Origin of the sequence: Gemmiger formicilis (assembly GCF_900167555.1) — a bacterium.
GTDB lineage: Bacteria > Bacillota > Clostridia > Oscillospirales > Ruminococcaceae > Gemmiger > Gemmiger formicilis.
Genome location: NZ_FUYF01000012.1, coordinates 35918 through 58137, shown reverse-complemented (window position 1 = coordinate 58137; position 22220 = coordinate 35918). Strand labels below are relative to the sequence as shown.

Genomic DNA, 22220 nt, shown 5'->3' with positions numbered 1-22220 from the left:
TTTCGTTTTTTACACAAACGGATTATAAAACCGCCCAAACCTGATCGTCACGGTCAGGCTGATGAGCAGCAGCACGACGCCGACTGCCAGCGCGATAAAATCGCGGCGGGCAAAGGGGCGGCGTGTGTACCAGGTGCGCTTGTCATGCTTGCCGAAGCCGCGCAGCTCCATGGCGTTGGAGATCGTGTCGATGCGGTTCAAGCTCGTCAGAATCAGCGGCAGCAGGATGCTGACCGAGTTCTTCAGGCGCTTGAAGAACGGCTCGCTGCGGCCCAGCTCGACGCCGCGGGCCTGCTGTGCCTGGCTGATGCTGTGGTAATCGCGCTGAATATCCGGAATGTACCGCAGCGCAATGGCGACGGAATAGCCGACCTTGTATGAGATGCCGATGCTGTTCAGACTGGCGGCGAACTCACTGGGGTTCGTGGCCGAGATGAACAGAATGGCCACCGGCAGCGCGACAAAATATTTCAGCGAGATGTTGAACATATAGAACAGCTGCTCGGCGGTCAGGTCGTACCGCCAGAGCAAGTGGCAAAGCACCGTGCGGGTGCCGTAGAGCGCCGTGCCCTGGTTCGGGTCGAACAGGAAGATGAACAGGTCGTTCAGCGCGAGGAACACCAGCATAAAGACCAGCATGAAACGAACCTCGCGCAGCTTGATGTGGCTGAGCCTGAACACCGCAAGGCTGACGGCCATCAGCCCCAGCAGCACCCAGGTGTTGTAGGTGATCATGCTGGCGAAGGTAAACAGCAGAAAGAACGCCAGCTTTGTCGTGCCGGTCAGGTCGTGTACCACGCTTTTGCGCGGTATATAGTTCAAAACGGTATTAGCAGCCATCGGCGCGCACCTCCCTGTCTGCCGCGATAAAGCGCTCCACAAATTTCTCGGCGGGCGTGATGCCGCAGCGGTTGGCCAGCGTGTAAAGGCTCGTCTCCTTCAAGGCCGCCTGCTCGATCAGCGCCGGGTCACAGAGGATGGCCGCCGCGCTGCGGTCCGCAATGAGCCGCCCGTCGCAAAAGGCCAGCGCCCGCGGCGTGTATTCCAGCATCAGGTGCATGTCGTGGGTGATCATGACCACGGTCACACCCTTGGCGTTCAGCCCGCGCAGGAACTCCATAATGTCGGTGTAATGTCGGAAATCCTGGCCCGCCGTCGGCTCGTCCAGAATGATAAGCTCGGGGTCCTGCACCAGCACGCTGGCGATGGTCACGCGCTTTTTCTGGCCGAAGCTCAGCGCCGAGATGGGCCAGTTGCGGAATGGGTACAAACCGCAGACCTTCAGCGTGTCCTCGACCCTGGCGCGAATCTCAGCATCGGTCAGGCCGCTGCCCTGCAGGCCCAGCGCGACCTCGTCAAAGATCATCGTCTTGGAGATCATCTGGTTCGGGTTCTGCATGACATAGCCGATATGCCTGGCGCGGCGGCGGATGTTTTCATCTTTCAGGTCTTTTCCGTCAAAGAAAATTTCACCGCTGTCGGGCGTCTCAAAGCCGCAGATCAGCTTGGAGAGCGTTGACTTGCCCGCGCCGTTGCGGCCCACGATGCTGACCATCTCCCCTTTTCCAATCGTGAAGCTCACGTCAGACAGGGTGTGCTGGTCCTTGCTGTAGCCGAAGGACAGACCCTTGACCTCCAGTAGCGGGGTCGGGGCAGGCTTGGTCGCGGGCAGCGGCTCGGCGCGGAACCAGGCGCGCAGCTTCTCGGTATCGGCATCATCCAGCACGACAGAGTCAACGTGGGCGGGGTGCTTGGCGGGCGTGATGTCAATGCCCGCATACCGCATGGCCGTGACGTAAAGCGGCTCACGGATGCCGTTTTCTGCCAGCAGTGCGCCGGACAGCAGCTCGTCGGGGCGCAGGTCGGCCAGGATGCGGCCCTCGTTGACCAGCACAATGCGATCCACGCTGCGCCAGAGCACGTCCTCAAGGCGGTGCTCAATGATGAGGACCGTCGTGTCGGTCTTTTGCTGGATCGTGTCGATCAGCTCAATGGCCTGCTTGCCCGTGGCCGGGTCAAGGTTTGCCAGCGGCTCATCGAACAGTAAAATCTTCACCTCGTCGACCATGACGCCCGCGAGGCTGACACGCTGCTTCTGGCCGCCGGAAAGCTCGTGCGGAGCGTAGTCGAGGTGGTTCTCGATTCCGACCAACTCGGCGGCGCGGCGGGTGATCTCGTGCATTTCGTCCTGCGGGGTGCAGCTGTTTTCCAGCGCAAAGGCGATGTCCTCCCCCACCGTCAAGCCGATGAACTGGCCGTCCGGGTCCTGCAGCACCGTGCCGACGTGGCCCGCCAGCTCAAAAATACTGCTGTGGGGCGCGTCCACGCCGTCCACAGTCAGCGTGCCCGTGCACTCGCCGGGGTAGGAGAACGGGTTCAGGCCGTTGATGCAGGCCGCCAGCGTGGACTTGCCGCTGCCGGACGGCCCGGCGATCAGCACGCGCTCCCCGGGGTAGATGTCCAGATTGATGTCATGCAGCGTGGGCTGCTTCTGGGCGCGATATTGGAAGGAAAAATTTTTGAAGGATATGATCGGGGTTCTCGTTTCAGCCATACGGCACCTCGCAGGGGAAATTGTGGTGGAACAGCAAAATGCCTTCCCGCGTTTGTGGGAAGGCATACGGGTTTAACAGCGGATCACTCTTTGTCCAGAGAACCCTTCTTGGCGATGGTCTTGGTGTAGGCCAGAATCAGCAGGCCGCCGACGACGACAGCCGTGATGATGTTGGACACAGCGGCAAACGCGCCCTGTGCAAAGACCTTTTTGGCGGGCTCGGCGTAGATCAGGATGTCCAGCACAGGCGCAACGACGATCCAGGCAATGGCATGGGCCGCGACATTGGCAATGGCGAAGGTGGCAACCTTACGCTTGTTGAAGTCGCCCTCCTGCACATTCAGCTTCTTGGCAAACAGGCCGACGACCACGCCGGTGAAGGCGGAGGCGATGACCCAGCTCCACCACGGGATGCCGCCCCAGGACAGGTCGATGAGGGCATGGCCGATGAAGCCGATCAGGGCGCCGGCCACAGGGCCGTACATGGCGGCCAGCAGACCGAGCACCGCGTACTGCAGGCTGATGTTGGTGTTGGGCACCGGGCTGGGGATAGCGACAAAGCGCCCCAGAACAAAGAACAGGGCTGCGCCGATGCCGACGGCAACGAAGGTTTTACTGTTCGAGTTTTTCATGATTCCGCACTCCTTTTATTACTATACCGCAAATCGTTCTTCCGCTTTCGCAAAAGAACAGTTTAAGTATACTGTTATAAAAGTGCCGCTGTCAATGGGCAAAAGTCGAGGTATGCACTATTTTGGTGAGATTTCGGCACAAAAAAACCACCCCGAAGGGTGGTCAAAAGTGGAGCGGCCGACGAGGCTCGAACTCGCTACCTCCACCTTGGCAAGGTGGCGCTCTACCAGATGAGCTACGGCCGCATAAAATGGTGCCTCCGATCGGAATCGAACCAATGACACGGGGATTTTCAGTCCCCTGCTCTACCGACTGAGCTACAGAGGCAAACAACAGGTATGATTATACACGAAGGAGGGACATCTGTCAAGCGCGTTTTTACAATTTTCTGCCGGATTTTGCCTGAATTTCAAAAAAATAAAGCAGCTGCTGCCGTGCCCCGGGTCATCGGGGCGCGGCGCAGCTGCATAAACAGCATGGCAAACGCGGTCAATCGCGGCGGAAGATGTCGCGCGTGTAGACCTTTTCCTTTACGTCGTCCAGGCATTTGTCATAGCGGTTTGCCAGAATGGCCTGCGACTGTGCCTTGAACCTGTCCAAGTCGTTGACGACAACACTGCCAAAGAAGGTCTCGCCATCCTTCAGCGTCGGCTCATAGATGATGACCGTCGCCCCCTTGGCCTTGATGCGCTTCATGACACCCTGAATCGAGCTCTGGCGGAAGTTATCGCTGTTGCTCTTCATCGTCAGGCGGTAGACGCCGATGGTCACGGGCTTTTCCCTGCCGGCATCATACTCATTCTCGTCGGCGTAGCCGTAGTACCCGGCCAGCTTCAGCACACGATCCGCGATAAAGTCCTTGCGGGTGCGGTTGCTGTCAACAATGGCCTCGATCAGCTTTTCGGGCACATCGGCATAGTTGGCCAGCAGCTGCTTGGTATCCTTGGGCAGGCAGTAGCCGCCGTAGCCGAAGCTGGGATTATTGTAGTGGCTGCCGATACGCGGGTCAAGGCAGACACCGTCGATGATCTGCTGGGTATTCAGACCCTTGCTCTCGGCGTAGGTGTCCAGCTCATTGAAGTACGCCACGCGCAGCGCCAGATAGGTGTTGGCAAACAGCTTGACAGCCTCGGCCTCAGTGAAGCCCATGAACAGCGTGTCGATGTTCTCCTTGATAGCTCCCTCCTGCAGCAGTGCCGCAAAGGTGTGCGCGGCCTCCACCAGGCGCGGGTCGTTCAGGTCAGTGCCGACAATGATGCGGCTCGGGTAAAGGTTGTCGTAGAGCGCCTTAGACTCGCGCAGGAACTCGGGGCTGAAGATGATGTTGCTGCTGCCGAATTTTTCGCGCACCGACACCGTGTAGCCCACGGGAATCGTCGACTTGATGACCATGACGGCGTTGGGGTTGTACTGCATGACAAGCTGAATGACCGCCTCGACAGCCGAGGTGTCAAAGTGCTGGGTGCGGCTGTCGTAGTTTGTAGGCGCGGCGATGACGACAAAGTCAGCGCCGCTGTACGCCTGTGCCGGGTCAAGCGTGGCGGTCAGTTTCAGTTCCTTTTCGGCCAGGTATTTTTCAATGTATTCGTCCCGGATCGGAGATTTGCGCCGGTTGATGAGATCGACCTTGGCCGGGATCACGTCAATCGCGCAGACCTCGTGGTGCTGCGCCAGCAGCGTTGCAATGGAAAGTCCCACATAGCCCGTTCCCGCAACCGCAATTTTAAGCATTTTGTCCATAGCCGATTCCTTCTCCGTGTTATTTTGGCGGCACCGGCGGACGCAGTGTGCATCCTGCGGTGCTTTTGTTTTGGTATTGCCTTATAATAAATGTATTATAACACGAAGTTGGGAGTGTGGCAACCGGGCGGCTGGCAGTTTACGCATGCCGCTTTTTGTCCAGACGAATTTTATCGCTTATCATGGCAATAAATTCACTGTTCGTCGGCTTGCCGCGCAGGTTGTGGATCGTATAGCCAAAGTAGCTGTTCAGCGTGTCCACGTCGCCGCGGTCCCAGGCGACCTCGATGGCGTGGCGGATCGCGCGCTCGACGCGGCTGGCCGTGGTCATGTTGCGCTTGGCGATTTCGGGATAAAGCCGCTTGGTCACGGCGTTGATGTACCCGTGGTCGGAGATCGTCAGCAGAATGGCGTCGCGCAGGAACTGGTAACCCTTGATGTGCGCGGGTACGCCGATCTGGTGCAGAATTTCCGTCACGGTCAGCTCATCGCTGTCCTGCGAGACGACCTGCGGGCGCATCGTGTTGCCCGCCGCCTTCAGCACACGGCTGACGAGGACCGACTCGTCAAACGGCTTGACGAAGAAGAACGAGAACCCGCTGTCAAGAAGTTCCTGCTCCATCTCCTCGCTCTGGAATGCCCCCGTGACGAAGAACGTCGTGTGGGTGCTGCTGGTGTTCTGGGCCTCGTAGCGCTGCTTGACCGTGATCGCGTCCAGGTCCGGCATGAACGCATCCAGCAGAACGGCCTGCGGATGAACGGCCAGAAGGGTTTCCAGGGCCTTGGTGCCGTTTTTCTCACAGACGGTCACGGCAATGCCTTTGGCTTCCAGCGCACGGCGGCACACAGCGGACACCTGCGTGTCCGTGTCGGTCATTACAAATTTGATCTTTTCCATCGTCACATATCCTCCATACATTTTGAGCTGCGCGTACCCCGCGCGTAAACTTCGCTCGGTTTCTGTTTACATTGGGAATTCTACCATATTTTCCCACATTTATCAATAGATTTCCCGCTGTTTATTGTTATTTCCCGAAATTTTCGTTCGACAATTTTTTCTATAATTCGTCAGTCATCGGCAAAATAGTACACGTATCAACATCATTTTATTCTTTTCGTGGTTTTTGTTGTCGGTCAGCAGTCCCGCTTTTTCGTCCGATGCGTCCCACTTTCGGCGCTCATTTGCTGCTGGCGACAGCATCCGCTTTTTCCAGCATGGTTGTTGCAAAGATTGCGTAGCCCCTGCTCGGATCGTTCACCAGCACATGTGTAAGCACTGCCGCCAGACGGCCATTCTGCACGATGGGCGAACCGCTCATGCCCTGCACTACGCCGCCGGTGGCGTCAAGCAGGCGCTTGTCCGTCACGCGGATCAGCAGATTTCGGTTCGGGTCGCTGCCGGTCATCGTCACACGCTCGACCTGAATCGTATAGGGCTGCGCCGTCGTGCCCAGCACAGTGGTCCACAGCTCGGCCTCGCCGGGCGTGACCTCCTGCAAATTTGCCACGGGCAGTGCCGGGGCGGTGCAGCTGCCGGTGTAGCTGCCGTAGACCCCGGCGGCATCGTTGGCCAACACGGTTCCGGCTGGCGCGGCGGCGAACTCCCCGCGCAGCTCGCCCGGGCTGCCCGCTGCGCCGCGGATGCAGCCGGTAATCGTCACCGGGACGATTTCCCCGGAGAGCAGCGTCAGATCCGCACCTGTGTCGGCATCGCTGATGGAATGCCCCAGCCCCGCGAATGTGCCGCGCTGCGGGTCCACAAAGCTCATGGTGCCGATGCCCGCGCCCGAGTCCCGCACCCAGACGCCCGCCTTGTAGTGACCGCTTTCGTCCGCCGTCGGGGTCAGCGTCGCCGTGTGCCGGGCACCGCTGCGCCGGTACACCACGGTCAGGGGTGCGCCGCCCGCCGCCTGAATGGCCGCGGTCAGGTCCTCGTTGCTGCGTACCGGCCTGCCGTTGGCGGAGACGATCAAATCGCCCAGCCGCAGCCCGGCTGCCTTGGCGGGGTTCTCGCTGCCCAGCACCGTGTAGCGATCCGAGAACGCCACGACAAGCGCCCCGTCGGAGAACATCTTGACGCCGAACGGTGTCCCGCAGACCTGCACGGTGCGCCGCTCGGTGCTGACGGCACGCACGGTCTTGACCGGCAGCGTGCCGAACAGCGTCAGCGTGACGTTGGCGCTTGTGTCAGGCGTCGTGCTGTCCGCGGCCACACTCCCCTGCCGCTTTTTTACGGTCAGGTAGGGCATCGAGGCAATTTCCAGCTCCGCCGCCGGGCCGTCGGTGTAAAGTGTATCCGGCAGAGCCGCCGCCAGGCCCGCCAGTACCACGGCCGCCAGCAGGGCCGCTGCCGCCAGGACAGCCGCCGCATGCCGTAAAAATTTGTGTCGGTGCATATTCATCCCTCGCTTTGGGATTAGAATGTGCAGGCAGTCCGCGGATTATGTCACAAAAAGCCCCCTGCATCGCGGGGATGCAGGGGGCTTGGGTCAGGCGGTTTCTTCTTCCTTGCTGCCGTGCAGCAGGTCGGCCACCGGGCTGATGGCCATATAGGCGTTTGCGTCGACACCCTTGACCAGCGTCTTGAGCTTGACGGTCTGGAAGCGGTTGACCACAACGTACAGCACCGTCTTGGGCGTGTCCGAGTAGAAGCCGTGAGCGTCTATGATGGTCAGACCCGTGCCGAATTCCTCCGACACGGCGCGGGCGATCTCGTCCGGGTGGGTCGTGATGATCATGGCAGCCTTGGCGCTGTCAAGGCCGTCCACGATGAAGTCTACGGTCTTGGAGCCCGCCGCGTAGGTGACGATGGAGTAGAGCGGCAGTATCCAGCTGCCCATGACGATGCCGCAGATCATGTACAGCAGCACGTTGTAAATCAGCACAAATGTACCGACGGACAGCCCGAGCGGCTTTGCAAAGATGACGGCGACGACCTCAATGCCGTCCATCGCGCCGCCGTAGCGGATGGCCAGGCCGCTGCCAACGCCCGAGATGATGCCGCCGAACAGCGCACACAAAAACAAATCCGTGCCCGCCAGCGGCGAGGCAATGCTGACGTCGATGGGCAGCACATCGGTGATGAGCCAGGCCGCCACCGAGTAGACGCAGACCGTAAAGATGGCGTAAATCGAGAACACCGCCCCCTGCCGCTTGAAGCCGAACAGCAGCAGCGGGATGTTGAGCAGGATCAGGAAGAAGGACAGCGAAAGATAGTCCGGCGTCAGCTGGGAGAGCAGGATGGATGTGCCGGAGATGCCGCTGTCGTACAGCTGTACCGGCGCAATAAACAGCGTTACACCGATAGCATTGATGATGCCTGCGATCAGCAGCATCAAAAAATGGAAGGGCGAGAGCTTGGCTAGGATGTTCTTTTTCAAGGTCTACCTCCGTGGTCACAGGCTGGCAGGCGGTTTGCCTATAGTATACCGTACAGCAGGGGCACACGTCCATAGATAAAACGTAAATTGTGCGCAAGCCTTCCTATGGCAACACCGCATAATTCCCGCCTTACGGCTTAAGCACCGCTCCGGCAGCTGCGGCACGGCATCTGCGTTGCCAAAATGCTCGATAATACACAAAGTATTATCTGCGCTTTTGGCTTAGCAGCTGCCGCACCTCGCTCGCCGTATCGGCACTTAGAATTATGCGGTATTGCCCTATATTAAAACGGATGCCCGTGTCAATACGGTTTTGCCATTGACAAACCGCACAAAAAAACGTATACTAATTTTGTTATGCGGCTATGGCGGAATTGGCAGACGCGCTGGTTTTAGGGTCCAGTGTCCACGACGTGCAGGTTCAAGTCCTGTTAGCCGCACCATGACGAATGTTCTTACAGCATTTAGCTGTCAAAGAACATTCGTCATTTTTTATTTGCTAAATAGCGACATCACAGGGGGCGTAGTTCACAACTACGCCTTTTCTTGTATTCACCGACACATCGGGTGTCGGTAAAGGAAGTGCGCTTGGAATCTCGATGGTGCCCACGCAGTTGTAGTGAATGCGGAGCCGCTGCTCCCATACACCGTTGACCTTTTCTGCATTGAACACTTCGATTTTTTCCACCAGTTCGTTCAGCATCCGGGGTGTCAGCTTTTTCGCTCTGGTGTACTTGCGAACCAGACGGATGAACATATCCGTTGTCATGGTGCGGCTGCTCTGCTTTTCGATTTCGGAGCGGAGCTGTTTGATTTTCTCGGTCAGCTCCTTTTGCTCGTCCTCATATCTCCGGGACATTCTGGAAAAGCGTTCATCAGAGATTTTGCCGGAAACGTTGTCCTCATAGATGCGCTCAAAGAGGCCGTCCAGTTCTTCATCACGGGCAAGGAGTGCTTTCAACTCTTTCTCTTTCAGCTTGCGGTCGGCTTCGTCTGCCTGCTGGGAGTGCCCGATAACAGCCTTCAAAAAGTCGTCCTCATAGAGGCTGGCAAACTTGGTCAGCCGCTGAATCTCGCCCAGCACCACTTCTTCCAGAAAATCCACACGGATGTAATGGGTGGATTGGCAGGTGCCACGGTTGCCCTTGTAGTTGGAGCAGTTGAAATACTTGATTTCCGGGTTGCCCTGATTGAAGTGGAAGTGCAGATTGCAGCCGCAGTCTGCGCAGACAAGTAAGCCAGAGAACATATTGTGTTCTCCGTTGCTGGTACGGCGTTTGCGCATTTTTCCGCGTTTCTGCTGTACCTGCTCAAACACGGCACGTTCAATAATGGGTTCGTGAACATCTTGGAACACCACCCAATTTTCCGGGTCGTTATGAATCCGCTTCTTGTTCTTGTAGGACTTGGAGTAGGTTTTGAAGTTCAGAACATCACCACAATACTCCTGCTGGTACAGAAGATGGGTAATCGTGGAGCCATTCCACTTGGTGGCGGGGCGCGTCTTGGTCTTTCCGGGACGGCCGATGCCTTTCTGAATCCAGTAGGCCTGCGGCGTCAGGATGCCTTCCTTTTCAAACTGGGTGGCAATCTGTTCCGTGCCAAAGCCCTCCAACGTCATATCAAAAATGCGCCGGACAACTTGTGCAGCTTCTTCATCAATGACCCAATGCTTGGGATTGTTCGGGTCCTTGATATATCCATAGGGAGGAAGCCCCATCGGTTCGCCGGAGTTGCCTTTGATTTTATTACTGATACGGCGTTTCTTGCTGATGTCGCGGGCATACCACTCATTGAACAGGTTTCGGATGGGTGCCAGTTCATTTTCTCCCTCGGCCGTGTCGATGTTGTCCGAAACGGCAACAAGTCGGATGTCATGGTCCGGGAAAAATTCTTCTGTCAGCCGCCCGACCTCGATATAGTTTCGGCCCAGACGGGAAAGGTCTTTGACGAACACAGCGGAGGCTTTCCCTTGTTCAAGTTGCTGCATCATTTCAACGAAACCGGGACGGTTCATGGTCACGCCGGAAATGCCATCATCCAGAAAGTGAACCAGATTGGTATAGCCTTTTTCCTTTGCAACTTTGGTGAGCAGTTTCTTTTGGTTGCCGATGCTGTAACTCTCGCCCTCCAAATTATCATCACGGGAAAGACGCTCATAGAGAAAAGCGGTTGCTTCACGGGATTTCTTGTTACTCGACTGTTTCATACTCGCTCCTTTCTTGGGACAGTCGAATAGCAAATTCACTTGTACACCTATATTATAACACAATCCGCTTTCTCTGTCCGCTGCCTCCCGAAAGGTCATTATAATTTTTCGCTTTCGGATTTCATCAGCCGGAGAAGAACTTCTCCTAAGGTCTGGGAACTTTCTTCTTTGAACACCGGCTCAACGATAAAGGAGCGATTGCCAATACGATAAGTCGAATCCAGAGTAAGCATCTCTGGATTTTTTGTTTTTTCCGGGTTTGTCTTTTTCGCTTGCATCGTAAAAATCCCCTTTCTTAAAAATCAAAAAATGAGCCAACGGATGGCTGCTGGCAGCAACCCACGGGAATCTCACCCCTGCATTCCTCATGCAGCCCTACTCATTGCCTGCGACGCTCTGAACGCTCGGACTTTGACGGTAAGGGAGTATCAGCCTGCCTGTATGTCATGGCCCGCAAGCAGCCGCGCTTGCATTGCGGCGTGGTGGTGATCGCTCCACTTTTCAGAGAAAAGCATCGTGGCGCACCCGCCGTCCGGCTCGATACAGACAGCAACGTATCCGTTTGCCCTATGATGCACCGCCATTGTCCTGCGGGCATATTTTTCAAGGTGCTGTCCCGAAACGTGGAAAGGGTCAGCCCGTTTCGGCTTTGGTTACAATAGAAGAAATCAGTTTGATTTCCAGATGGCGTTTCATGTACTCGTCTATGCACACATGAGGCTGACCGTGCTTGTCATAGAGAATGCCTGTACAGAGCTTGTTGATATAACCTCTGTAATGTCGCAAAACCTGTTCAACTGCATCGGTGTCCCCAGCGCAGGCAGAGCGAATCACCGAGAGCGGTAAAAACTCTCTGCTCGTGTGTTCATAGGAGTTCATTTACGCCTAACCTCCCTCCGGCAAGTGCGCCTTTAGCTTTTTTTGCAGCTCGTTCAGCGTTTTTGTCCGGTGGCGCTGTACAGCACTCCGGGACAGTCCCATGAGGTCGCCAATCTCGCCATCGCCCAGTTCCAGAACGCAAAACAGAATCAGAATGCTCTGTTCTTGCTTTGGCAGAGCGGCAAACGCATTGGCAACAAGTTCATTGTCGATGTGCAGATCACAGCCGTAGGATGAAAATACAAATTCTTCACTTGGATAATGGTCTACACTCGTGAGCTGCCCCAGTTCTTCCAACGAAAGAACGCTGAATGACTTTTCACGGTCAAGCAGACGTTTCTTATTTCGGTGATAGTTCCGGGCCTCATTTCGCAGCACCGCTTTGCAGAACGCATCGAATCGGTACTGTTCGCCATCGTTGCGAGGGATAGCTTCCATCTTCTCACCCCCTTTCCGTGGGGATGTCGGGTGGATTTTTCCCTTTCCGCTAATATGACACCTGAAACACCCGATTCTGCCCGCTTTTTTGAAAATTTCCAAAAATATTTTTGAAACAGGCAGCTTTTCAGGCGGCAATAGAAAAGCCCAGCAGACCGAAAACGGTCAACCGGGCATAATGGCAGCACGAAACGCGCAGTACCTACATCGTATAGTACATAGTAAAAGCCCTGCTGACCCTGTGCGGGAGCAAGGCTTTTTTTGACAGTTCAAAGCTAGGCGTTCGATAGAATATCAGGCGCATGGCGGCATCCTCCTAGTGGCCGCCATACGGACGATGAAACGCTTTGATAAGCAAAAAGAACCGGCGGCCTTGATTTTCTCAAAAGCCGCCGGTCAAAAATGGACGCACGGATATGCCTGCTACACGACGACTTTTTTTCTTTTGCCGTCGTGCGGCAGGTTGTTCTATATGTGTATTTTACAGGTTCAATCTTACTTTGAAGTGAAATCCATCTTACTCATTTGTAAGGGTAAAGAAGCTGGCCTGCTACAAATGTGGCAGACCAGCCATTATGATGATTATTGTTGGGATTTAATGGTGTCTACGATTGCCATATCATGTAAACGTTTTGCGGGGCTTCGTACCGCAAGAAAAGAAGTAAATAACACAATACCAATTATCAATGCAAGCGGAAAGATAGGAATACTCCATGCTGTACCCCAGAAATTCGTTATGAGACTTGCAAAAACAACCCAGTGCATAGGAAGTCCAATGATACAGCCCAAAATTATACCGCTTACTGCGTATGTCATTGCTTCTGCAACAATCATTTTTATGAGTTGCTGATTACTCATGCCGATTGCCCGCATTGTCCCATATTGTTTCGTTTTTGCGATAACGCCCATGTTAATTGTATTCATAATGTGAAAAATGGTTATCGCAACAATGATCGAGAGAAAACCATATACAAGTACAGCGAAAGCAGAATACAGGTTTCTTTGTTGTTGAACTTGTGAAAGCTGCTCTGTAAATACCACCCCACCATCGGTAAAAATATTTTCAATATCTTTCACATCTTCAATAGAAGCTCCATTTTGAAACTGGACGTCAATAATTGTATATCCTGTTTGCCCTGTTAATGCAACAAAGGTCTTTTCAGAGCAGAAAATGGTTTCCGTTCCCTCCTCGCGTGCCAACGGACTGTCAGACAGAATACCGGCTACCGTCACCGCTTGTTCCTTGCCGTTGATGGATAAAGTTATCACATCTCCAACTCGAACATCCGTATTTTCAGTATTCACAACCAAAACCTGATTTTCTTCTTGTTCTACAACACTTATTGAACCTGCTGTCAAATAATCGGCAGACCACTTAAATTGATTTGCCTCATACGAAATAACATTTGCTTTGTGGTTACTTCCGTCAATGTTTACAGGTACATCATAGGCAAACATACGCCCATACGCCCGCTTAACATTTTCATTCTGCTTGATATTTTCTAACAAAACGCTGTCAATGGAACAAGTATTTGTTTCGCTAACGATTGATAGTTCTGGTGTCCATTCAGATGGCATAAAAGCATTTTGCATAAAATTTACAAGCGTGCTGAATGTAAGAAATAATACAATGCAAATTGCAAATGCACCTGTCATTAGGACATAGTTCTTCTTATTTGATTTGGCATGATGGACGCCCATAGCGGTTTCAATCTTAAAAAAGCTCGTATTTGCAGCCTTACGAAACATAGTTGTTTGTTGTGCATTGCCTGAAACAGCCTCTAACGGGGAAGATTTTGCTGCCTTTTTTGCAGGAGTACGGGCCGCTAATAGCACTGTCAGAAGTCCTAACAATACGCTTACTGCAATACTGATCCAACTAATTCCCCATGTTGGCATATACGCAAACCATTGCGGGCTGATTTTACGCATAGCAGCAGATGTTACCCAAACCACAACAATAGATAATGCTACACCTGCTGGAATGGCTGTCTTGCACCAGTATAATCCCTCAAGCCGAACAAAATTCATAATTTGTTTTTTAGTAGCCCCCAAACACCGAAGCATACCAAAAAACTCTGTACGTTGTGTGACATTACTGTTCAAGGTACTTGAAATCATTAAAATACACGTCAGCATAACAATGATTGAAAGGATAAGCGCGATTGAATAAATCTGGTTTACACCTGTTTTTCCTGCTAACTGCCCCTCAATATTCAGCAGGTTCATATTTGCTTCAATTTGCCCGTCGGATAAGGAATATTGCGATTTTATCTTTTCGATTGTACTTGACATATCGCAATGCTGTGAAAGCTGAATAATATATTTTTCAGAAGCAGGGCTATTAGAAGCAGATATAAAAGTGGTAAATCCCTCTTGTGCTAATATTACACTTTGTTCGCTTCCGACGATCAGTCTTGCTTTTTCAGGATTATCAAAAAAACCAACAATAGAAAAACTCACAGTGCTTCCGTCAGGACAGGTCAAATCAATTACGCTTCCTAAGTCAAGATCATTGCTTTCTTTCAATACAGAAGACACCGCAATTTCATTGGCTGCATTGGGATATTTCCCCTCTGCTAATGAAGCCAAATAAATTTCACCAAAAACATCTTCGTCCAACCCGCTAATTGCGATAGGTTGTCCGCTGATAGAATATCCTGCGTCGGCGGAAATTGTACTATGCCAGCCAGAAACTTCTACTTCGGGCCGAGCCGCAATAAGATCAGAGGTTTTGGTATCAATGGAAGTAATCTGATAATGCCAGTCTCCATTTTCTTGCATCACTTTTTGGGTAATGCCCTGCAAGTACATATCTGCAAGCCCAAACATAACAGCCACCAAAAAGACGGCAAGAATGATACAGATGCGGGACATCTTGCTTTGCTTCCGATGTACTTTTTCATATTGAGGAACCAGATCAAGATAGCTTTTCACCGTAACGCCACCCCCAAATCTTTCAGAACCCCATCTGACATACGGAAAACACGATCAGCCGCCCCAGCTTGATTTTCATTATGGGTAATCATTAAAATCGTCTGCTGGTATTTCTGCGACATGGATTGCAGGAGAGCAATCACCTCCTGACTGTTTTTGCTGTCAAGGTTTCCTGTCGGTTCATCGGCCATAATCAGAGCCGGGTGGGTAACCAGTGCCCGGCCAATCGCGACTCGTTGCTGCTGACCACCTGAAAGCTGGCTGGGCAAGTGATTTCTGCGCTCGGTCAGCCCCAGCACTTGCAGCAGTTCGTTTACAAATTTCTGATCTGGCTTCTTATAGTCCAACAGAAGCGGGAAAGTGATGTTCTGCTCTACATTCAGTTCAGGAATAAGGTTGAAGGACTGAAAGATAAAGCCAATATGCTGCCGACGAAATACAGTCAGTTTCTTTTCAGGCATAGAAAAAATATCTTTTCCATCAATCAAAACTTTTCCCGCCGTGGGGTTATCCAAAGCCCCCACAACATTCAGCAGCGTACTTTTGCCGGAGCCGGACTCACCGACAATCGCAACAAATTCTCCTTTGTGAACAGAAAATGTCACATCGCGCAGAGCTTGAACGGCAGCTTCCCCTTTGCCATAGGTTTTGCATAAGTTTTGTACTTCAAGAATGTTCATATTTCATGCCTCCTTATGCAGCCTAGCATAGCTTCCTTGGCTTACTTCCGTATGACCGCTGCCTTACTCCTTTGTAAGATTGAAAAAATTGAGTGTGAAAGTGGTTCCTGCGCCGAGCGTGCTGTTTACAGAAATGGTTCCTCCGTGCGCCTCAACAATGGACTTTGCCAACGGCAGCCCCAATCCTACTCCATGGACATCCGATGAAAAGCGGCTGCGGTAAAACCGTTTGAAAATATTATAGAGGTCCTCTTGATGAATGCCGATTCCATCATCCGAGATAACAATTTGCGTCATGAGCGGCGATCGTGCCCACTGCACGGAAATGTGACCACCCGGCCGTGTATGTTCCAGCGCATTTTTAATGATATTTCCGAAGGCTTCCGACATCCATAGCGCATCACAAGCAAGTGTGACATCGCTTCCGCCGGATAGAACGATTTCTTTATGGTCTTGTTCGGCCCATGTTTCAAAGCGTTCCATCACATCCTGCATAAGAACGGAAAGGTTTTCCTCGTTTTTCTCCATCTGGATAATGCCGGCATCCAGCCGTGCCAGTTTCAGCAGAGTATAGATAACATCTTCCATCCGCTTGATTTCCCGTTGCGATTTTTCGGAAAAACTCTGCACAGTTTCAGAATCTTCTTTATGGCTGATAATGATTTCGTGGTACATTTTTAATGCGGCCAGCGGTGTTTTGATTTGATGGGACACATCCGAAATGATGGATTGTAAGAACTCTTTCGTCTGTTTTTGACTTTCTGCATGAGCCGAGAGAATAGCCGCCATTTCATTTACGCTGTGGAACAAACTGTACCAATCACCAGCCTGTGCGCACTCAATTCGGGACATTGTATTTCCGTCCAAAAATTCTCGGATTTTGCCCTCGGCTTCACGGATTGCTTTATGCTGGCGGTTCAGATAAAGAAATAGCGCAAAATAAATTGTACCAAACGAGAACAGCAACAGCAAAAACAGACACCACATGGTTTGATTGCGATAGTTCTGAACCATGGGCAAAAGCTGCATCGAAGTTGCGCTGCTGTACCCAATGGAAGCTAAAGCATTTTTTCCACGCGCAATATCACTTTCGTTGGGCTGTGCTGTGAATGCCGAAATCAGCAATTTTTCCGTATGATTCAGCTGATAGCCGGAAACGCCATAGTCATGGAGCAACAATTCCTGCTGAAAGCCTTTTGCTAAGAAAAAAGAAATTCCGGTCGCCAATAAAAATGAAATTACACAGATTGTGGTAATGGCCAGCAGCAGAATCTTTGTTTCTTTTCCGAACTTTCCCATATTTTCCTCACACAACGACCCACTTATAACCAATTCCGCGTTCCGTCAATAGGAACTTGGGCTGATTGGGGGTGTCCTCAATTTTGTTCCGCAGCCTGCGGATATAGACGGACAAGGTGTTATCATCCACAAAGTTTCCATTCCCGTCCCACATTCTATCAAGAATAAGTTCACGGGACAAAAGGTGGTTTGGATTTTGCAGGAACAGGCACAGTAATTTATACTCGACCAATGGCAGGTCAAGCGATTTTCCATTTTTCCAGACGCGCCGTTCTGCTGTGTCAATGCGTATTCCGTTTGCTTCCAAAACAGCGGCTACCTTGGAGAATTGCAGAGAACGGCGGAGGATGGCTTTGATTCGAGAAAGCAATTCGTTTAACTTAAACGGCTTTGTGATATAGTCATCCGCGCCTATATCAAGCCCTCTTACAATGCTGATTTCCTGATCGGATGCCGTCAGAAATATAATAGGAATGGTTGAAATGGCACGCACTTCCTTGCAGACATCAAACCCGGTTCCATCTGGAAGTGTAACATCCAGCAATAATAAATCGTAAGTGTCTTGCTTGAATCGTGCCAAAGCCTCACTTGCCGTTCGGGCATTATCCACAAAATACCCGCTGTTTTCCAGCGTGTACTTCAAACCATCAATCAGGCTTAAATCATCTTCAACGTAAAGTATCTTCTGCATTTTTCAATTCCTTTCCCTGTTTCGTCCGGCCATCCACCGGCTTATCAGCATTTTTTGGCACCAGCCAAACGCTGGCCATTTTTACCGCACCGGGAATGCGTCCAGCTGAACACAGGTAGTTGACTTGCCGAGGTGTTACGTTCCACTTTTCGGCGGTCTCTTTCAAGGTCATGTAATCCATAGCACACCTCCAAGTTCTATTATATTTCGCTTGCTCGAAGAATACAATGCACAAAGTATGAACAATAAAGTTTAGCATATATGCAGTTTGCATCATTTCGCCAATCGTCCATGAACTATAAAATGTATATGGGTGATGCAGAATGGCAAAAATTGAGGACTGTCCCGGCTTTGAAACGTTCGGAGCGGATGTCAAGGCAGCACGAAAGGCAAAACAGCTTTCCCGCAGTGCGCTGGCCGACATGATACATTGTGACAGCCGGTATCTTGCGAACATCGAAAACGAAGGCACGTTGCCCAGCTTGCCGGTGGTGATTCAGCTGATAAAAATATGTGGTCTGCCGGTGGAACGGTACTTCAACCCGGAACTTATGCGGGAAGAAAGTGCAGAGCGTCAGCGGGTCAGCCACAAGCTGCAGCTTTGCCCGGAAGAATACTTGCCCATCGTAGAAGGTGCCATTGACGGTGCCTTACGAATCCATGAACAGGAAAAAGAGCCCGTGTGTGTCTGATTGTCATGCACGGTCATTGAGAGGATGCAAAAGCATCCTCTTATTTTTTTTTTTTTTTGCATTTTGCGGGCAAAACGGGGGTGTTGCGGTGTCATAGTAGTGGGGAAAGGTAACGTAGCAAGCATAGGGAGTGTAGCCACTCCCGGCAAAAATGCTTGCTGGGGAGTACCCCAGACCCCCAAGAAACGAGGTGAAACTATGACGAATCGAACCCGAAAAATTGTTCTGCGTGTTCCCGTGACGCCGGAGGAACAGGAACTTATCCGGCAGAAGATGGCTCTGCTGAACACACGGAATTTTTCTGCCTACGCCCGGAAGATGCTGATAGATGGTTATGTTGTCCACATCGACACCACCGACATCCGGGCGCAAACCGCCGAACTGCAAAAGATTGGTGTCAACGTCAATCAGATCGCGCGGCGGCTGAACAGCATGGGGCCGCTGTACACACAAGACGTTGCGGACATCAAGGGAGCATTGGCGCAGATATGGCAGTTACAAAGATACATCCTATCAAGTCAACGCTGAAAAAGGCATTGGACTACATCGAGAATCCGGCCAAGACGGACGAAAAAATGCTGGTGTCCTCCTTTGCCTGCTCCTACGAAACCGCCGACATCGAATTTGAACTGCTGTTGTCACAGGCCATGCAGAAAGGCAACAATCTGGCCCATCACCTGATACAGTCTTTTGCGCCGGGAGAAACCACGCCGGAGCAGGCCCACGAGATCGGCCGGCAGCTTGCAGATGAAGTCCTGCAAGGCAAATACCCGTATGTGCTGACCACACACATTGACAAAGGGCACGTCCACAACCACATCATCTTTTGCGCCGTGGACATGGTGAACCAACGAAAGTATGTTTCCAATCGCCAGAGCTATGCCTACATCCGGCGCACCAGCGACCGTCTGTGCAAGGAACACGGCCTGTCTGTGTTGGTCCCCGGTCAAGACCGGGGTAAAAGCTATACCGAGTGGGACGCACACCGCAAGGGCATGAGCTGGAAGGCAAAACTGAAAGCCGCCATAGATGCAGCCATCCCGCAGGCCAAGGATTTTGACGATTTTCTGCGGCTCCTGCAGGAGCAAAGCTATGAGGTCAAAAGGGGCAAGTATGTGTCGTTCCGTGCGCCCGGACAGGAACGGTTCACCCGCTGCAAAACGCTGGGCGAAGCCTACACCGAGGAAGCCATCACCGAGCGCATCAAAGGGCGGTTCGTGGAGCGGAAGCCCAAAGAAAACCGCAAAATTTCGCTGCGGATTGATTTGGAGAACAGCATTAAGGCCCAGCAGTCCGCAGGGTATGAGAAGTGGGCAAAACTCCACAATCTGAAACAGGCTGCCCGGACGCTGAACTTTCTGACGGAGCATGAAATTGATAGTTACCCGGATTTGGAAAGCCGGGTGGCCGAGATCACCGCCGCCAGCACCGAAGCTGTCGCCGCGCTGAAAGCAGCCGAACGCCGACTTGCAGAAATGGCTGTGCTGATAAAGGATGTCACCACCTGTAAGGAACTGCGTCCACTGGTGCAGGAATACCAGCGGGCCGCTGACAAAAAGCAATTCCGGCGCAGGCACGAGGGCACCCTGATTCTCTATGAAGCTGCGGCCAAGGCCCTGAAAGAGCAGGGCTTTCAAAAGCGGCCCGACCTCTACGCCCTGAAAGCCGAGTATAAGCAACTAACCGAGCAGAAAAAGCAACTGCAACAGCAGTACGCCGAAATCAAACGCCAGATGCAGGAGTATGGCATCATAAAGCAGAATGTGGACGGCATTCTGCGGATAGCACCGGGAAAGGAGCAGATGCAGGAACGGTAAATCTGCACAAAATATTGTTCGGATTTTTGAATTCCAAACGCTTAGACCGGGTGGCGTTTCCGCCCGAAATCATGTAAAATAGACTTAGACAACGAAAGCGAGGAACCCTCTATGGCAGAAGTGAACGATAACAGCTCTATCCAGCTTTTTGAAGATCAGAAAATCCGCACTGCATGGGATGCAGAAAAGGAAGAATGGTATTTTGCCATCGTTGATGTGATTGCTGTTCTGACTGACAGCGCAGACCCACAGAACTATTGGCGCGTTCTAAAAAAGCGTCTTAAAGACGAAGGAAATGAAACCATTACAAATTGTAATGGTTTGAAAATGACCGCTCCTGACGGCAAAAAGCGCAAAACGGATGTTGCTAACACCGAACAGCTCCTGCGCATCATCCAGTCAATCCCATCTCCGAAAGCTGAACCGTTTAAGGCATGGCTGGCAATGGTAGGCAAAGAACGCATCGAGGAAACAATCGACCCGGAGCAGGCCATTGACCGTGCGCTTGATACCTATTTGAAGAAAGGCTACTCCGAAGAATGGATTCACCAGCGGCTTTTGGCAATCCGTATCCGAAACGAACTGACGGATGAATGGAAGAAGCGCGGAGTACAAAAGGGCAAGGAGTATGCTATCCTGACCGATGAAATCTCCCGCGCATGGTCTGGCATGACCACAGGGCAGTACAAGCGGCTGAAAGGTCTGACGAAAGAAAATCTCCGGGACAATATGACCGATTTGGAACTTGTGCTGACCATGCTGGCGGAAGCCTCCACCACGGATATTTCCAAAACTGCAAAGCCACAGACCTTTGAAGAAAACAAGCAGGTTGCCAAACGCGGCGGCAAGGTGGCCGGCATTGCGCGGCAGGCTCTTGAAGCGGAAACAGGCAAGCCTGTTATCACAGAAAAGAATGCGTTTGACTTCCAGCAGCTTGTGACCGACATTGTAGAAGATGCCGCCGAACTGCCGGAAAATCCCACCGAGAAAAAAGATAAAGACTGATACATGAAAAATAGCCGGACACAGCAACCCCAAGGCCACCGTGTCCGGCTATTTCTGTGTTGACAACGACACATTACTTTGATTAAAAATAATGCGTCATTGTCAAGCTGACGGTATTATTCACCCGTAAAATCAAACCTCTGTCCGTCAAAGTCAGCGTCAGTCATACGCTCCAACTTTGCAATGGTACCGTTTGCCAGCCGCCGCATTTCCGTGTTCATACCCGGTAGAGCGGCCAGCATCCGCGCCATCGTCCGGCGGCGGTCAGAGGTGTGGTACATACAGATCAAATTTTCTTCTTCAACGCTGAAATTCATGGTCAGACCTCCATTTCGTATTGTTTGCTGCGGGCCGCTGCCTTTTTCGGGCTGACGGCCTGTTTGGTTTCGGAAAGCTGCTTGCGGACGGAAGCACGGGGCTTGCGGATGCCCCTGTCCCGGTTCTCCTTTTTGTCAACCAGTGCGTAGATGCCGAAACGGTCTTTTACGCTGGACAGATGTAAAGATTTATACGGCAGCATGGCAAGCAGCTGGTCCGTGTCCCGGCTGGATGCCAGCTTGGTGAAGTAGGGCGATACCTCTACCATGAAATGATTCTTGTCCGGGCTGTTGGGAGCAGCCAGACGCTTCATATCGGCTACGATACGCTGCGCCTCGGCCTCGATCAGCCCAGTGTGCAGTGCCGCAAGATGTTCTTTGAAATCACCGGGCCGTGCCGGTTCTCGACTGCGCTGCTCTTGCCGGATGGCCGTTTGCAGAAGTTCCGGGTCACGGGGCTGCATTTCATACCGCACGAACTCTCCGAAATATTTGTCCGGGCGACTGTCGAAATGCTCTTTGGGGCCAATCTCCCGCATCCCGCTTTCGTAGATCAGGCGATTGGCACCCACGGGCAGAGCGGCATCCCGGATATGCTGGAAGTGCTGCTGATAGTCCAGTTCATACAGATGGCCTTGCACGGTTCCGTTGGCCGCACCGGTCAACTCCACCGCATAGGCAAGAATCCTGTCATGGGTCTGTTCGCCGCAGAACTTCCATGTGTTGTAGGCTTGGGTATCTTTGAGCAACGCATCCCGTTCCCGGAAGCAGAATGTTCCAGAGGGCCGGGACAGCCACAACAGCAGCTTATCTTCCGGCTGGTCGCTGCGGGCGGCCTCCCGCAGCATCTTGATGTCATAGGCAAAATCGCTCTGATAGTATGCGGTGTTCTGGTGCATAATGGCTTCCAGCGCAGCGATCACATCCATATTTTCAAATTTTTGCACGG

22 protein-coding genes and 3 tRNA genes are annotated in these 22220 nt (G+C 52.4%); 5 read left to right on the top strand and 20 right to left on the bottom strand.

Annotated elements, in window-relative coordinates; all coding sequences use genetic code 11:
- Positions 1–9 precede the first annotated feature (9 nt).
- From B5D32_RS10335 to B5D32_RS10295, 9 genes are all read right to left on the bottom strand, one after another.
- Positions 10–840 carry an energy-coupling factor transporter transmembrane component T family protein gene (locus B5D32_RS10335; protein ID WP_078784946.1) on the bottom strand — a complete coding sequence of 277 codons (831 nt, stop codon included), beginning with the start codon at positions 838–840 and terminating at the stop codon, positions 10–12.
- Positions 830–2554, bottom strand: a complete 1725-nt coding sequence (locus B5D32_RS10330; RefSeq protein WP_078784945.1) for an ABC transporter ATP-binding protein — start codon at positions 2552–2554, stop codon at positions 830–832. The genes B5D32_RS10335 and B5D32_RS10330 overlap by 11 nt, the downstream gene beginning before the upstream one ends.
- A gap of 83 nt (positions 2555–2637) precedes the next feature.
- Positions 2638–3186, bottom strand: a complete 549-nt coding sequence (locus tag B5D32_RS10325) for an ECF-type riboflavin transporter substrate-binding protein (protein WP_078784944.1) — start codon at positions 3184–3186, stop codon at positions 2638–2640.
- A 170-nt stretch (positions 3187–3356) separates the two neighbouring features.
- Positions 3357–3432, bottom strand: a tRNA-Gly gene (locus B5D32_RS10320).
- Between the two features lie 6 nt (positions 3433–3438).
- A tRNA-Phe gene (locus B5D32_RS10315) sits at positions 3439–3514 on the bottom strand.
- A 162-nt stretch (positions 3515–3676) separates the two neighbouring features.
- Positions 3677–4927 carry a nucleotide sugar dehydrogenase gene (locus B5D32_RS10310; RefSeq protein WP_078784943.1) on the bottom strand — a complete coding sequence of 417 codons (1251 nt, stop codon included), beginning with the start codon at positions 4925–4927 and terminating at the stop codon, positions 3677–3679.
- 139 nt (positions 4928–5066) lie between these two features.
- Positions 5067–5825 carry a sporulation transcription factor Spo0A gene (gene spo0A / locus B5D32_RS10305; protein WP_078784942.1) on the bottom strand — a complete coding sequence of 253 codons (759 nt, stop codon included), beginning with the start codon at positions 5823–5825 and terminating at the stop codon, positions 5067–5069.
- Positions 5826–6105: 280 nt separating this feature from the next.
- Entirely contained in the window at positions 6106–7323 is a 1218-nt protein-coding gene (gene spoIVB / locus B5D32_RS10300) for a SpoIVB peptidase (protein ID WP_078784941.1), read from the bottom strand.
- A 93-nt stretch (positions 7324–7416) separates the two neighbouring features.
- Positions 7417–8307 carry a YitT family protein gene (locus B5D32_RS10295; protein WP_333493863.1) on the bottom strand — a complete coding sequence of 297 codons (891 nt, stop codon included), beginning with the start codon at positions 8305–8307 and terminating at the stop codon, positions 7417–7419.
- Positions 8308–8666: 359 nt separating this feature from the next.
- Here B5D32_RS10295 and B5D32_RS10290 point away from each other — a divergent pair.
- Positions 8667–8750, top strand: a tRNA-Leu gene (locus B5D32_RS10290).
- Between the two features lie 56 nt (positions 8751–8806).
- On the opposite strand, the gene B5D32_RS10285 is transcribed toward B5D32_RS10290, so the two are convergent.
- From B5D32_RS10285 to B5D32_RS10240, 9 genes are all read right to left on the bottom strand, one after another.
- Positions 8807–10516: a recombinase family protein gene (locus B5D32_RS10285; RefSeq protein ID WP_078784940.1), complete on the bottom strand. Its 1710-nt coding sequence runs from the start codon at positions 10514–10516 to the stop codon at positions 8807–8809.
- 98 nt (positions 10517–10614) lie between these two features.
- Positions 10615–10794, bottom strand: coding sequence for a hypothetical protein (locus B5D32_RS10280; RefSeq protein WP_005927535.1), 180 nt, complete (start codon positions 10792–10794; stop codon positions 10615–10617).
- A gap of 355 nt (positions 10795–11149) precedes the next feature.
- Positions 11150–11395, bottom strand: a complete 246-nt coding sequence (locus B5D32_RS10270; RefSeq protein WP_078784939.1) for a helix-turn-helix domain-containing protein — start codon at positions 11393–11395, stop codon at positions 11150–11152.
- Positions 11396–11401: 6 nt separating this feature from the next.
- Positions 11402–11833 carry a sigma-70 family RNA polymerase sigma factor gene (locus B5D32_RS10265; protein ID WP_078784938.1) on the bottom strand — a complete coding sequence of 144 codons (432 nt, stop codon included), beginning with the start codon at positions 11831–11833 and terminating at the stop codon, positions 11402–11404.
- 582 nt (positions 11834–12415) lie between these two features.
- Positions 12416–14770, bottom strand: coding sequence for an ABC transporter permease (locus tag B5D32_RS10260; RefSeq protein WP_078784937.1), 2355 nt, complete (start codon positions 14768–14770; stop codon positions 12416–12418).
- Positions 14767–15450, bottom strand: a complete 684-nt coding sequence (locus B5D32_RS10255; RefSeq protein ID WP_078784936.1) for an ABC transporter ATP-binding protein — start codon at positions 15448–15450, stop codon at positions 14767–14769. Before B5D32_RS10255 ends, B5D32_RS10260 begins: the two co-directional genes overlap by 4 nt.
- Positions 15451–15513: 63 nt before the next feature.
- Complete coding sequence (locus B5D32_RS10250; protein ID WP_078784935.1) at positions 15514–16749, bottom strand: sensor histidine kinase; 1236 nt, start codon at positions 16747–16749, stop codon at positions 15514–15516.
- 7 nt (positions 16750–16756) lie between these two features.
- Positions 16757–17440, bottom strand: a complete 684-nt coding sequence (locus B5D32_RS10245; protein ID WP_078784934.1) for a response regulator transcription factor — start codon at positions 17438–17440, stop codon at positions 16757–16759.
- Entirely contained in the window at positions 17418–17621 is a 204-nt protein-coding gene (locus B5D32_RS10240) for a helix-turn-helix domain-containing protein (RefSeq protein ID WP_078784979.1), read from the bottom strand. The genes B5D32_RS10245 and B5D32_RS10240 overlap by 23 nt, the downstream gene beginning before the upstream one ends.
- Positions 17622–17763: 142 nt before the next feature.
- Here B5D32_RS10240 and B5D32_RS10235 point away from each other — a divergent pair, with 142 nt between their 5' ends.
- From B5D32_RS10235 to B5D32_RS10220, 4 genes are all read left to right on the top strand, one after another.
- The gene (locus B5D32_RS10235; RefSeq protein WP_005927725.1) at positions 17764–18132 is read left to right on the top strand and encodes a helix-turn-helix transcriptional regulator; all 369 of its coding nucleotides are present in this window, start codon (positions 17764–17766) and stop codon (positions 18130–18132) included.
- A gap of 198 nt (positions 18133–18330) precedes the next feature.
- A complete protein-coding gene (locus B5D32_RS10230) occupies positions 18331–18660 on the top strand; it encodes a plasmid mobilization protein (protein ID WP_078784933.1) in 330 nt (109 codons plus the stop codon).
- Positions 18621–19949, top strand: a complete 1329-nt coding sequence (locus B5D32_RS10225) for a relaxase/mobilization nuclease domain-containing protein (protein ID WP_078784932.1) — start codon at positions 18621–18623, stop codon at positions 19947–19949. The genes B5D32_RS10230 and B5D32_RS10225 overlap by 40 nt, the downstream gene beginning before the upstream one ends.
- A 111-nt stretch (positions 19950–20060) precedes the next feature.
- Positions 20061–20954: a BRO-N domain-containing protein gene (locus B5D32_RS10220; RefSeq protein ID WP_005938463.1), complete on the top strand. Its 894-nt coding sequence runs from the start codon at positions 20061–20063 to the stop codon at positions 20952–20954.
- Positions 20955–21070: 116 nt separating this feature from the next.
- On the opposite strand, the gene B5D32_RS10215 is transcribed toward B5D32_RS10220, so the two are convergent.
- Both B5D32_RS10215 and B5D32_RS10210 read right to left on the bottom strand, forming a co-directional pair.
- Entirely contained in the window at positions 21071–21271 is a 201-nt protein-coding gene (locus B5D32_RS10215) for a transposon-transfer assisting family protein (protein ID WP_078784931.1), read from the bottom strand.
- 2 nt (positions 21272–21273) lie between these two features.
- Positions 21274–22218: a hypothetical protein gene (locus B5D32_RS10210; protein ID WP_478292485.1), complete on the bottom strand. Its 945-nt coding sequence runs from the start codon at positions 22216–22218 to the stop codon at positions 21274–21276.
- Positions 22219–22220: the final 2 nt, after the last annotated feature.